A 13,475-nucleotide genomic window follows, 5' to 3' on the forward strand; every position below is an offset into this window, starting at 1 on the left:
CCTCTTGATGAAATCCGGCAGGGTTTCAGGCCTGGATGTGACCGAAAGCCGCAATGGCGTCACAGTCTACTCCCTGCCACGCCAAGCTCAAGCCCGCGCCAGAGCGCCCTGCCCTTCCGGCAAGCCGCTGTGCTCCAGCCAGTATTGCAGCAGTGGCCAGACCTCACGCTGGGCGCCCTTGCTGATCAGCATCTCGATGTGACCAAAATCTTCCGAGAAGCCCTGGCGCCGCCCCAGGTGCAGGAACTGCCGGATCTCGGAGCCGAACTGCTCCAGCAACTTGCGACAGGCCCAGGCCGGGTCCTGGATATCGCCATCGGAGCCGATGGCCAGCACCGGCAGGGAAACCTTCTGCAAACCGCCCCACCAGTCGTTGTCCTTCTCGCCGAAGCGGCCGAACAGGCTGTACCAGTGCAGGGCCTCCAGGGCGAGCCCCAGCGGCTCGTCCTCCGGCCCGCGTTTCAGGCGCGAACCGGACAGCCCGCCCATGCGTTTGAGCAGCAAGCGCCCGCCCCAGGCCACGGGCGGTAGCTTCAGCGGCCAGTAGGTACGGCTGATCTGGCTACCGCACAGCGCCGCGCTGGCGGCCTGCTGCTCATTCAGGTAGCCGCCGCCCAGCGCGGCAGCCAGGGTGACGCCGCCCAGAGAGTGCCCGACCCAATGCGGCGCCTGGCCGCTCTGCTCGACCACGAAATTGGCAATGGCCGGCAGGTCGAAACGTGCGTAGTCGGCGACACGATTGCGATCGTAGTCAGCGTTACGGGGCGACAGGCCATGCCCGCGCATCTCGGCGATCCAGACATCGAAGCCGGCACGCGCCAGATACGCACCCAGGCCAATACCCTTGGGCGAGAACCAGAAGCGGCGGTTGGAGAAGCTGCCGTGCAACAGGATCACCGGCACGCCACGCCGCCCTTCGGGGCAACCGAGACGGGTGATCGCCAGCTCGACGCTGGAGTCCGGGCTGTTGTTCGGCTTGAGGCGGTAGACGTCCTCGGTGAGGTCGCCGCGCAATTCCGCGCTGACTAGCGCGACGGGGAAGAGTTGACTGCTGCTTTGCATGGAATCGCTTGCATAAAAAAGGGCGGGTGAAATCACCCGCCCTTCTCAGGATGGAGAAGGAACCGTCAGGACTGGCCTTCGGCGAGGAAGAACCAGGTGTCGAGGACCGAGTCAGGGTTCAGCGACACGCTCTCGATGCCCTGCTCCATCAGCCACTTGGCGAGGTCCGGGTGGTCCGACGGGCCCTGGCCGCAGATGCCGATGTACTTGCCGGCGCGGTTGCACGCCTGGATGGCATTGGACAGCAGCTTCTTCACCGCCGGGTTACGTTCGTCGAACAGGTGCGCGACGATGCCCGAGTCACGGTCCAGGCCCAGGGTCAGCTGGGTCAGGTCGTTGGAGCCGATGGAGAAGCCGTCGAAGAACTCAAGGAACTCGTCGGCCAGCAGAGCGTTGGACGGCAGCTCGCACATCATGATGACGCGCAGGCCGTTCTCGCCACGCTTGAGGCCGTTGGTGGCCAGCAGGTCGACGACCTGGGAGGCTTCACCGAGGGTACGGACGAACGGCACCATCAGCTCGACGTTGGTCAGGCCCATCTCGTTGCGGACCTTCTTCATCGCGCGGCATTCGAGCTCGAAGCAGTCGCGGAAGGATTCGCTGATGTAGCGCGAGGCGCCACGGAAGCCGAGCATCGGGTTCTCTTCTTCCGGCTCGTAGAGCTTGCCACCGATGAGGTTGGCGTATTCGTTGGACTTGAAGTCCGACAGACGCACGATGACCTTCTTCGGCCAGAAAGCCGCGGCCAGGGTGCTGACGCCCTCGACCAGCTTCTCGACGTAGAAGCCGACCGGATCGTCGTAGCCGGCGATGCGCTTCTCGACGCTTTCCTTGATGTCCGCCGGCAGGCTGGCGAAGTTCAGCAGCGCCTTGGGATGCACGCCGATCATGCGGTTGATGATGAATTCCAGGCGGGCCAGGCCCACACCTTCATTCGGCAACTGGGCGAAGTCGAAGGCACGATCCGGGTTGCCGACGTTCATCATGATCTTGAACGGCAGGTCGGGCATGGCGTCGACCGAGTTCTGGCGGACGTCGAAGCCCAGTTCACCTTCGTAGATCAGGCCGGTATCGCCTTCGGCGCAGGATACGGTCACGCGCTGGCCATCCTTCAGCGCCGCGGTGGCGTTGCCACAGCCGACGACTGCCGGGATACCCAGTTCACGGGCGATGATCGCGGCGTGGCAGGTACGGCCGCCACGGTTGGTGACGATGGCGCTGGCGCGCTTCATCACGGGCTCCCAGTCCGGGTCGGTCATGTCGGAGACCAGCACGTCGCCCGGCTGGACCTTGTCCATCTCGGAAACGTCGTGGATCACCTTCACCGGGCCGGCGCCGATGCGCTGGCCGATGGCGCGGCCTTCGACCAGGACCTTGCCTTTTTCCTTGAGCAGGTAGCGTTCCATCACGTTGGCGCTGGAACGGCTCTTAACGGTTTCCGGACGGGCCTGCACGATGTACAGCTTGCCGTCGTCACCGTCCTTGGCCCACTCGATGTCCATCGGACGCTCGTAGTGCTTCTCGATGATCAGGGCCTGCTTGGCCAGCTCGGTCACTTCGGCGTCGGACAGGGCGAAGCGGGCGCGGTCGGCCTTCTCCACGTCGACCACCTTGACCGATTTGCCGGCCTTGGCTTCGTCGCCGTAGATCATCTTGATCGCCTTGCTGCCCAGGTTGCGACGCAGGATGGCCGGGCGGCCGGCTTCCAGGGTCGGCTTGTGGACGTAGAACTCGTCGGGGTTCACCGCGCCCTGCACCACGGTCTCGCCGAGGCCGTAGGCGCCGGTGATGAACACCACGTCACGGAAACCGGATTCGGTGTCCAGGGTGAACATCACGCCGGCGGTGCCGGTTTCCGAGCGGACCATGCGCTGCACGCCGGCGGACAGGGCGACCAGTTTGTGGTCGAAGCCCTGGTGGACGCGGTAGGCAATGGCACGGTCGTTGAAGAGGGAGGCGAAGACTTCCTTGGCCGCGCGGATCACGTTGTCCACGCCGCGGATGTTCAGGAAGGTCTCCTGCTGGCCGGCGAAGGAAGCGTCCGGCAGGTCTTCGGCGGTGGCGGAGGAACGCACGGCCACGGCCATGTTGTCGTTGCTGCCAGCCATCTCGGCGAAAGCCTTGCGAATCTCGGCATCCAGACGCTCGGGGAACTCGGCGTCCATCACCCACTGGCGGATCTGCGCGCCGGTCTTGGCCAGGGCGTTGACGTCGTCCACGTCCAGGGCGTCGAGGGCCGCGTGGATGCGATCGTTCAGGCCGCTCTGGTCGAGGAAGTCACGGTAGGCCTGGGCGGTAGTGGCGAAGCCACCCGGTACGGAAACGCCGGCACCGGCGAGGTTGCTGATCATTTCGCCCAGGGATGCGTTCTTGCCCCCCACATGTTCGACATCGTGGACGCCGAGCTTATCGAGGGAAACTACGTACTCTACCAAGGTGATCTCTCCACTAAGTGTTGGAAAAGGTCATACAAGTCGGTGCGGCCCCACCCTGTCTGGCCGGAGCCGGAAAAATGGGTGAGAATGCCCCGGCAAAGGGCCTTGCAAACGCGGGGCCTATCATAACCAGGATTCGATCCTACCTATAAGGCCCGCAGCGCACATGAAACGAACTGCATTCTTCATCTCCGACGGCACCGGCATCACTGCCGAAACCCTCGGCCAGAGCCTTCTGGCGCAGTTCGAGAACATCAACTTCACCAAACTGACACGACCTTACATCGATACCGAAGAAAAGGCGCGCGTCATGGTACAGCAAATCAACCGGGCTGCGGAGGCGGACGGGGCAAGACCGATCATCTTCGATACCATCGTCAATCGTGAGATCCGCTCGGTCCTGGCGCAATCCAACGGTTTCATGATTGACATCTTCTCGACCTTTTTGTCCCCGCTCGAGCAAGAATTATCCTCAGACTCGTCGTATTCCGTCGGAAAATCCCACAGCATCGGCCATAACCCGCACTACATGGAGCGGATCGATGCGGTGAACTTCGCCCTCGACAACGACGACGGCGCCCGCACCCACTACTACGACAAGGCCGACCTGATCCTGGTCGGCGTCTCGCGCTGCGGCAAGACGCCCACCTGCCTCTATATGGCCCTGCAATACGGCATCCGCGCGGCGAACTACCCGCTGACCGAAGAAGACATGGAGCGCCTGCAACTGCCCAACGCGCTCAAGCCCTACAAGCACAAGCTGTTCGGCCTGACCATCGACCCGGACCGGCTCACCGCCATTCGCCACGAGCGCAAGCCCAACAGCCGCTACGCCAGCTTCGCCCAGTGTGAGTTCGAGGTTCGCGAGGTGGAGAATCTGTTCCGCCGCGAGAACATCGCCTACATCAACTCGACGCATTTCTCGGTGGAGGAGATCTCCGCCAAGATCCTCGTCGAGAAAGGCGTCGAGCGCCGGCTAAAGTAACCGGCCACCGCGTAAAAATCCCCCAACCGACGGCCGGCATCACCGGCCGTTCGACTTTCTGCAGCCTTTCATTCGGGCGCCTATCATTCTCTGAACCCGCGTTTTACCCGTGGCAGTTTTCACGGATCGGGCATTCCCGGCACAGGAGAGCGCCATGCGAGAATGTCAGTACCTGATTCTGGTCGCCTTGTTGGCATTGACGGGTTGCGATTCGGGCGACAAGCCCGTCGCCAAGACCGCCACGGCCGCCACGCCACCCGCCAGCCCGCCCGCCGCGACAGCGCCTCCTCCGCCAGCGCCCCCTGCCCCGCCTCCAGCCGCCGCCCCGGCCGCGCCCGCTGCCGCGCCCTCGCAGGCGGTGTTCAGCGTCGAGGAACTGGACCAGATGCTCGCGCCGCTGGCGCTGTATCCCGATTCGCTGCTGGCCCAGGTGCTGATGGCCACCACCTACCCCGGTAACGTGGCCGACGCCGCAGCCTGGTCGAAGGCCAATCCCAAGGCGGTAGGCGATGACGCGGTGAAACAGGTCGCCAACCAACCCTGGGACCCCAGCGTCCAGTCGCTGGTCGCCTTCCCCCTGGTGCTCGCCACGCTGGGGCAGGACCCGGCCTGGGTGCAACGCGTCGGCGATGCCTTCCTCGCCCAGCCCGATGCGGTGATGGATTCCATCCAGCGCCTGCGTCGCCAGGCCCAGGCCGCCGGCAACCTGCAGTCGAACGAGCAGCAGACCGTGACCATCAAGCCGGCCGCCCAGCCGGCACCGGCGCAGCCCGCTTCCGGTGGAGACACCGTAGTAGTGCAGCAACCGGCAGCGGCGCAGACGATCATCATCGAGCCCACCGATCCGCAGGTGGTCTATGTGCCCAGCTACAACCCCACGCAGGTCTACGGCTCCTGGCCCTATCCCGCCAGCCCGCCGGTGTATTACCCGCCGCCGCCCGAATACCCGGTCGCCACGGCGCTGGCCACCGGCCTGGCGTTCGGCGCGGGCGTCGCCATCGTCGGTTCGCTCTGGGGCGATTGTGATTGGGACGACCATGACATCGACGTCGACGTCGAGCATTACAACAACTTCAACAGCAACCGGAACGTGAACCGGAATGTGAATCAAGATTTCACCGGCAACGTCAATGGCAACCGGGCGAAGTGGCAGCACAACCCGACCTACCGCAATGGCGTGCCCTACCGCGACTCGGCCAGCCGCGAGCAGTACAACCGCCGGCTGGCCGGGGGCGAGCAGCGCGATGCGCTGCGCGGGTTCGACTCGGCCCGCACCCAGGAGCGCGCGAAAGCCAGGGAGAGCCTGAGCCAACGAGGCATCGCCCCACCGGCGGCGAACAATGCCCAGGCCCGCGAGCGCGCGCAGGCGGCAACCCGCGACCTGCGGGACAACCCGCAAGCCCAGCAGCGTCTGCAGCAAGGCAACCGCGACAACGCCCAGGCCCGTGAGCGGGCGCAGGCTGCCACCCGCGAGTTGAACCGTACCCCGGAAAACCGCCAGCGTGCGCAGAACCAGGTGCAGAACCGCAGCAACCAGGCACAGCAACGGCCGCGGACGCAGAACAACCAGCAGATCCGCGAACAGGCGCGCCAGCAGCATGCCCGCACCCAGGCCCCACGCAACAATGCCTTCGCCGGCGCCAACAACCCCAGACAGTCCCGCGAAGTTGCCAACCGCGGCCAAGCCAGTCGCGCCGCCGCCAGCCGCCCGCAGGCCGCCCGCGCCGGTCACACCGTCCAACGTCCTGCCCGCGCGCCCTCCGGCGGCGGCCGGCGCCGCTAGGAGACGAGCCATGCCCATCGCATCGCGCCTGCTGGCGCTCGCCCTCCTCGCCGCCCTGCCTGCCAGCCTGCTGGCCCAGGACAGCTTCCCCACCCCCGACGCGGCCGCCGACGCCTTCATCGCCGCGCTCGGCACCGAAAAAGCCGACCCCGAACGCCTGGCCGCCCTGCTGGGCAAGGACTGGCAGAGCTATATACCGACCGCCGGCATCGACCGGGATGAGGTGGACGCCTTCCTCGCCCACTACAAGGACAAGCACCAGATCGAGAAGGACAACCCGCACCTCGCCCATCTGGTCGTCGGCAACGATCCCTGGACCCTGCCCCTGCCGATCGTCCACGACAAGAACGGCTGGGCTTTCAACGCCAAGGCCGGCGGCGAGGAAATCCGCATTCGCCGCATCGGCCGCAACGAGGAGTCGACCCTGGAGGCCGTGCAGGCGTACCACGATGCGCAGATGGACTACGCCGAGGTTGACCGCAACGGCGATGGCGTCCTGGAGTACGCGCAGCAGTTCGTCAGCAGCGACGGGCACCATGACGGTCTGTACTGGCCGGAGGAAGACGGTGGCGAGGAAAGCCCGCTCGGCCCATTGTTCGGCGACGACCTGCCGGGCGACGGCTGGCATGGCTACCACTACCGCATCCTCACCGCCCAGGGCCCCTCGGCCCCCGGTGGCGCCTACGACTACAAGATCGGCGGCAGGATGACCCGCGGCTTTGCCCTGATCGCCTGGCCGGTGAAGTACGGCGACAGCGGCGTGATGAGCTTCATGATCAGCCACGATGGCGAGATCTTCTCCAAGAACCTCGGCCCGGAGAGCGACAAGATCGCCAAGAAGATGAGCCGCTTCGACCCGGACAGTAGCTGGACCGAGGTCACCGCCGAGGAGGAAAAGCCCTGAGTGACTGAACCCACCCGGCCGCCTGGCGGTCGGACGGGTTCTGGCAGAGCCCGCCGCTCGCCCGGCATTCGGCGGGCCCGCAAGCCCCCTGTCATATGCCTGAAACAAATACCCTGCCAACACGCCAACCGACTGTCGCCAGCGAAAAACCACATGATAGAATTCGGCGCGCTATTGCCTGGCGTCACCAGGCCACGCCGGCCGGCATGCCGGCCACAGCCATTTGGGGTGACGACCGGGGCGTTTCTTTTCAAGGCTTTGCGGCCACTCACTCATCAAGGCCCATGAGACTCAAGCCCACTGCCCTGCTCCTCTTCCTGAGCATCTTCCTGCTTCCCGGCATCAGCGCAGCTGCCGGCAAGACCGTCTATGGCCTGAACGAATACGCCCGGATCAACGACCTGGACATCGAACTGGCCGCCAAGCTCGACACCGGTGCCAAGACCGCCTCCCTCAGCGCCCGCGACATCAAGCGCTTCAAGCGCGATGGCGAGACCTGGGTGCGGTTCTACCTGGCCACCGACACCGCCGACAGCCAGCCGATCGAGAAACCCCTGGCGCGCATCAGCAAGATCAAGCGCCGCCACGGCGACTACGACCCTGACGAAGGCAAGGCCTATACCGCGCGTCCGGTCATCGAGCTTCAGCTGTGCATGGGCAAGGCCCTGCGCACCATCGAAGTGAACCTTACCGACCGCAGCGCCTTCCAATACCCGCTTCTGATCGGCTCCGACGCGCTCAAGCGCTTCGGTGCCCTGGTCGACCCGAGCCTGAAATACGCTGCCGGCAAGCCCGGCTGCCAACCCGTAGCGAAACCTGCCGAGTAATCCCATGCGCTCTCTTACCCTGCATCTGAAGGTCCTGATCGCCATCCTGCTGACGCTGGGCGTCGCGATCACCGCCTACCAGATCTTCGTCCTCGGCATTCCCATGACCGAGGCCGAGACCGACGACCTGTGGAACATCGACGCCAAGGTCGAGTTCGTCGCCACGCCGAAGACTCCGGTGAAGGTGCAGATGTTCGTGCCGCCATTGGCCCAGGATTACGTCAGCCTCAACGAGAGCTTCGTCTCCAACAACTACGGCGTGGGCATCAACCGCTCCGACGGCAACCGCAAGGTGACCTGGTCCTCGCGCCGCGCCAGCGGCCAGCAGACCCTCTACTACCGCCTGGTGCTGACCAAGCGCTATGCCGGCGCCACCGAGAAGGCCAAGGAAAAGGGCCCGATCTTCCGCGACAGCCTGCCCCTGGAAGGCCCGGACAAGATCGCCGCCGAAGCCCTGATCGCGCCCATCCGCCAGCACTCGGCGGACGTCGAGACCTTCGTCAGCGAAGCCATCAAGCGCGCCAACAACCTCAATGACGACAACGTGAAGCTGCTGCTGGCCGGCGATACCAGCCTGGACAAGCGCTCGCATGTGGTCGAAACCCTGCTCGCGGTGGCCCATGTGCCGCTGGAGCGCGTGCACACCATCCGCCTGGTCGCCAACCAGCCGCAGCAGCCCGAACTCTGGCTGCGCAGCTACAACGGCAAGGAATGGCTGTACTTCAACCCGGAAACCGGCGAGCGCGGCCTGCCCAACGATCGCCTGATCTGGTGGCTGGGTGACGAGAGCCTGCTGTCCATCGAAGGTGGCAAGAAGGCCCAGGTCAGCTTCAGCCTCAACAGCAGCGAGATGAACGCCATCCGCCTGGCCAAGCTGTCGGACGAGAACACCGACGCGGCCTTCCTCGAGTACTCGCTGTACGGCCTGCCGCTGTCCACCCAGCAGACCTTCCAGATCATGATCATGATCCCGTTCGGCGTGCTGGTGATCCTGATCCTGCGCAACCTGATCGGCCTGCAGACCCTGGGCACCTTCACCCCGGTGCTGATCGCCCTGGCCTTCCGCGAGACCGGCCTGCAGTGGGGCATCGGCCTGTTCACCGTGATCACCGCGCTGGGCCTGTCGCTACGCTCGTACCTGGAACACCTGAAGTTGCAGATGCTGCCACGCCTATCGGTGGTGCTGACCTTCGTGGTGGTGATGATCGCCGCCATCAGCCTGCTCAGCCATAAGCTCGGCTTCGAGAGCGGTCTGTCGGTCGCCCTGTTCCCGATGGTGATCCTGACCATGAGCATCGAACGCCTGTCGATCACCTGGGAAGAGCGCGGCGCCGCCCACGCCATGAAGGCTGCCATCGGCACCCTGTTCGCCGCTGCCCTGGCGCACATCCTGATGCGCGTACCGGAGCTGGTGTACTTCGTGTTCACCTTCCCGGCCGTGCTGCTGATTCTGGTGTCGTTCATGCTGGCGATGGGTCGCTACCGCGGTTACCGCCTGACCGAACTGTTCCGCTTCAAAGCCTTCCTCAAGGACTAAGCCATGTTCGGCCTGATCAAGCGATGGAAAGCCCTGGAAGCCAAAGGCATCATGGGCATCAACCGACGCAACGCGGACTACGTGCTCAAGTACAACCAGCGGCACCTGTACCCGATCGTCGACGACAAGATCATCACCAAGCAGCGCGCCATCGAGGCGGGCATCCACGTACCGGAAATGTACGGGATCATCTCCACCGAGAAGGAGATCGAACGCCTGCCGGAGATCATCGGCGAGCGCAGCGACTTCGTGATCAAGCCGGCGCAGGGCGCCGGCGGCGACGGCATCCTGGTGATCGCTGATCGCTTCGAGGAGCGCTACAAGACGGTCTCCGGGCGGATCATCAGCCATGAGGAAATCGAGCACCAGCTGTCGAGTATCCTCACCGGCCTGTACTCCCTGGGCGGCCACCGTGACCGCGCGCTGATCGAGTACCGGGTGACCCCGGACCAGATCTTCAAGAGCATCAGCTACGAAGGTGTACCGGACATCCGCATCATCGTGCTGATGGGCTACCCGGTGATGGCGATGCTGCGTCTGCCGACCCGCCAGTCCAACGGCAAGGCCAACCTGCACCAGGGCGCCATCGGCGTGGGTGTGGACCTCGCCACCGGCCTGACCTTGCGCGGCACCTGGCTGAACAACAAGATCAGCAAGCACCCGGACACCACCAACGCGGTGGACGGCGTGCAGTTGCCCAACTGGGACGGCTTCATGAAGCTCGCTGCCGGCTGCTACGAGTTGTGCGGCCTGGGCTACATCGGCGTGGATATGGTGCTGGACCAGGACAAGGGCCCGCTGATCCTCGAGCTCAACGCCCGCCCCGGCCTGAACATCCAGATCGCCAACGACTGCGGCCTGACCCTGCGCACCCATGCCGTCGAGGCGCATCTCGCCGAGCTGGAAGCCAAGGGCGTGAAGGAGACGGTGGAAGAGCGCGTGCGCTTCTCCCAGCAGCTCTTCGGTCATGTGCACCCGAAGGAAGTCTGAGGCGCCCTGCCCCACAAAAAAGCCCGGCATTCGCCGGGCTTTTTCATTGTCATCTGATTTCGCGGACAGCGCGTAGGGCGCATAACGCCAACGGCGTTATCCGCCGTGGAGGCTGGCGGATAACCCGTTCCGGGTCATCCGCCCTACGGAACTGCTTCAGCGCACTACGGCCAGCTCAAACCCACCCTGGTCACCGTGCTCGCGCACCTTCATCCCGGCCTCGTTCACCGCCAAGTCTTCCAGCGGGCGCTTGTAGGGCTTGTTGTCGAGGGTCTGCAGGCTGCGGTCCTCGTCGGTAGTGAGCAGCAGGACGTAACGCTCACCCTGGTTGGCGCGCACCGGGATTGTCCCTTCGATGAAAGCATAGCGGTACCAGGTCTCCGGATTGAGCTTGTACACCGCGTCACTCACCAGGCGCGTCGGGCGCTTCTGCTCGTCGAGGAACAGCAGCGACGGGTAGACCACCTGGTGGTTGGCGAAGCTGCGCACGCGCAAGCCGTAGACGTGTTGTGAGCTGGGCAGCTTCATTGCCACGAAGTAGCTCTTGCCCATGGGGAAATCGAAGCTCGGCGAGAACTTGTTCAGCTCCTCGTAGCGCGGTTCTTCCACCGACAACTCGGTGAAGTCACCGTCGCCCATCTGATCGCAGCAACGCCGCTGCAGGTCGACATAGAGGTCGTCCAGGGTCTTGCCACTACCCTTGAGCAGCGCCTTCATGGCGTCAGTCTGCTCGCCCATGCCGTCGAGCCCCGGCAGGTTGTTCGGGCGCCCCTTCAGGTCGATCTGCCGGCCTTCGGTAAAGGCGATAGTGCTGCCACCCTGCTCGCCCCGACGAAACATCGCCCCGCGCTGCTCCGCCGTGATCGGCGAGTTGCGCACCTGCCCCTTGTCGTCGACCCAGGTGAAGTACGGGTTGCCGTTCTCACTGCGGACAAAGCCGCGATCTTCGTAGGACTCGGCGTCGATGTACTCGGAAGAATGCTCACCGTTGGGCAGCACGTAATCCGCGCGGCCGGGTGCTACCTGGCCGGCGGCGTAGAAGCTGTTCTGCAGGTTGCCCTGAGCGTCCACCCAGGTGAAGTAGCGGCGCTTGCTCTCCCCTGCCGGCCGGGCACCCGGCCACTGGGTGGCGCTGAGATCGATCAAGCGTGCGCGGTCGCTCTGGTCGATGCGCTTGACCGCCTGGCGCTGCTGCTGGGCGTAGTTGGCATCGACGAAGGTGTTATGCACCTGGCCGCTGTCGTCGATCCACGACAGGTAGCGACCGCTGGCAGCCTGCGCCGATGTGCTCGCCACGCCGACGGCGGCGACGCAGGAAATCAGGAGGGTCAGCCTGTTCATGTTGTTGCCCTCAGAAGGTGGTGCGGTAAGTCATGGCGAACACGTAGGCCTTTACCGTGGTGCTGACGTCGAGGCCGGCATAGGGGTTGTACACCAGGTTGTCGATGCCGGTGCAGTTCAGGTTGCAACTGGTGCCCGCCTTGATGCTCTGCTTGGAGACGAAGTAGTTGAAGCCCAGGTCGATCACCGTGTCCTTGTCCCACTGATAGCCCAGGCCCAGGCCGTAGAGATCGGCATCGCCGATGGGCACCAGGGCGTCGGCCTTGTCCTTGGGAATCGCCGAGGGACGGTACTCATACCCGGCGCGCAGTTGCAGGCGGTCGTTGACGTCGTACTGCACGCCCATGGCATAGCTCCAGGTGTCCTGGTAGCCGCGGTCGAGGATGATGCTATGGTCGGTGGCGCCGTTGGGCGCGAAGTTCTTGGCGATGCGCAGCAGGTCGAGCTCCTTGTCGAACTCGATTTCCAGCTTGTTCCAGTCGCTGTAGTCGGTCCACTTCAGGTCGAAGTTGAACTGCCACCTGTCGAACGGACGCACCTTGATGCCGGTGGAGAAGCTGTCCGGGTTGACCATGTTCAGGGTCGCCACACCGTGCTCTTCCTCGGCGTTGCCGTAGGGGAACAGCGGGCTCAGGAAGGCGCCGAACACCGAGTTCTGCATGCCGGACCAGAAGCCCTGCCAGTCCTTGGTGTAGTCGACGCGGTACTTGCCCTTGAGGTGCATGCGCGACTCGCTCTGGTAGGTCGCGCCCCAGGCCAGCCAGTCGTAGGGTTCCCACAGCACGCCCAGGTTGAAGCTCGGCGACAGGGTCTGCTGCATGTCCAGCTTGAGGTTGGCCAGCGAGTCGTAGGGACCGATGCGGCCGCCGCAGACGTTGAACACCAGCTCGACGATCTCCTGCGCACCGGGCACGCAAGTGGTGTCGTGCAGGGTCTGCAACAGGCCGGTAAGCAGGCCTGGGTTGCGGAAGTCGGTGTCCAGCGCCATCGCCTGGTGGGAGAAGCCGATGCTCAGGCCCACCGACAGGTCGTCGTTGACCTCGTAGCCCACCGAGGGTGAGAAGTAGGTGATGCGCTGCAGCGAGACGCGGCGGCCTTCGTAGCGTGCCGGGTCGCTGTCGGAGTCGCGCGAATAGCCCAGCGCCTGGGGCGCGTAGACGTTGGTGGCGAAGGTGAACTTGGAGCCCGGCGGGTTGATCGACAGGCCGGCCAGTGGCGCCACCAGCAGCGGCATGTCGGTCATGCCGCCGAGGCCCGGCAGGTACATGGTCGGAGTCAGGGTACGGCTGTTCTCACCGGCCACCGGGTCGTCGTCCAGGCCGAAGGAGGACGAACCATAGTCCGGCGGCGCCTTGAAACCGGCGCGGATATCCATGACCCCGGTGATCAGCTTGAGCTGGGTCTGGCGGCCCTTGAGCTTGGTCAGGGCAGCAGGGTTGTAGTGCACCGCGTCGATGCCGGTGGAGTCGGCCGTGACCGCGTTGGCCATGGCCATGGCCTTGGGGTTGCCGATGGTCAGGTCGTTGGCGAGCTGGGCGTTGGCGAGCGTCGCCCAGCCAAACCCTACCCCTGCCATCGCCACCGCGAGGGGCGAAATGCGCATAGTCATGT

10 protein-coding genes are annotated in these 13,475 nt (G+C 64.7%); 6 read left to right on the forward strand and 4 right to left on the reverse strand.

The features are described 5' to 3' along the window. Positions 1-87: 87 nt before the first annotated feature. Both IB255_RS22715 and ppsA read right to left on the reverse strand, forming a co-directional pair. Positions 88-1,062 carry an alpha/beta fold hydrolase gene (locus IB255_RS22715; RefSeq protein ID WP_081516450.1) on the reverse strand — a complete coding sequence of 325 codons (975 nt, stop codon included), beginning with the start codon at positions 1,060-1,062 and terminating at the stop codon, positions 88-90. A gap of 65 nt (positions 1,063-1,127) precedes the next feature. Further along, entirely contained in the window at positions 1,128-3,497 is a 2,370-nt protein-coding gene (gene ppsA, locus IB255_RS22720; protein WP_081516449.1) for a phosphoenolpyruvate synthase, read from the reverse strand. 166 nt (positions 3,498-3,663) lie between these two features. Here ppsA and IB255_RS22725 point away from each other — a divergent pair, with 166 nt between their 5' ends. From IB255_RS22725 to IB255_RS22750, 6 genes are all read left to right on the forward strand, one after another. Continuing rightward, entirely contained in the window at positions 3,664-4,482 is an 819-nt protein-coding gene (locus tag IB255_RS22725; protein WP_017516884.1) for a pyruvate, water dikinase regulatory protein, read from the forward strand. A 154-nt stretch (positions 4,483-4,636) separates the two neighbouring features. Continuing rightward, positions 4,637-6,265, forward strand: coding sequence for a DUF3300 domain-containing protein (locus tag IB255_RS22730; RefSeq protein WP_192210887.1), 1,629 nt, complete (start codon positions 4,637-4,639; stop codon positions 6,263-6,265). A gap of 10 nt (positions 6,266-6,275) precedes the next feature. Continuing rightward, complete coding sequence (locus tag IB255_RS22735; RefSeq protein ID WP_081520577.1) at positions 6,276-7,169, forward strand: DUF2950 domain-containing protein; 894 nt, start codon at positions 6,276-6,278, stop codon at positions 7,167-7,169. A gap of 284 nt (positions 7,170-7,453) precedes the next feature. Further along, positions 7,454-7,996: an ATP-dependent zinc protease gene (locus IB255_RS22740; protein ID WP_081520578.1), complete on the forward strand. Its 543-nt coding sequence runs from the start codon at positions 7,454-7,456 to the stop codon at positions 7,994-7,996. Positions 7,997-8,000: 4 nt separating this feature from the next. Beyond that, positions 8,001-9,533 (forward strand): inactive transglutaminase family protein, encoded by a 1,533-nt coding sequence (locus IB255_RS22745; protein WP_081520579.1) that lies wholly within the window; start codon positions 8,001-8,003, stop codon positions 9,531-9,533. Between the two features lie 3 nt (positions 9,534-9,536). Then, positions 9,537-10,523: an alpha-L-glutamate ligase-like protein gene (locus IB255_RS22750; RefSeq protein ID WP_081520580.1), complete on the forward strand. Its 987-nt coding sequence runs from the start codon at positions 9,537-9,539 to the stop codon at positions 10,521-10,523. 156 nt (positions 10,524-10,679) lie between these two features. On the opposite strand, the gene IB255_RS22755 is transcribed toward IB255_RS22750, so the two are convergent. Both IB255_RS22755 and IB255_RS22760 read right to left on the reverse strand, forming a co-directional pair. After that, positions 10,680-11,864 carry a MalM family protein gene (locus tag IB255_RS22755; RefSeq protein ID WP_081520581.1) on the reverse strand — a complete coding sequence of 395 codons (1,185 nt, stop codon included), beginning with the start codon at positions 11,862-11,864 and terminating at the stop codon, positions 10,680-10,682. Positions 11,865-11,874: 10 nt separating this feature from the next. Beyond that, on the reverse strand, positions 11,875-13,473 hold the full coding sequence (locus IB255_RS22760; RefSeq protein WP_139791695.1) for an outer membrane protein transport protein: 1,599 nt from the start codon (positions 13,471-13,473) through the stop codon (positions 11,875-11,877). Positions 13,474-13,475 lie beyond the last annotated feature (2 nt).

This window comes from Pseudomonas sp. PDM22, from assembly GCF_014851965.1.
GTDB lineage: Bacteria > Pseudomonadota > Gammaproteobacteria > Pseudomonadales > Pseudomonadaceae > Pseudomonas.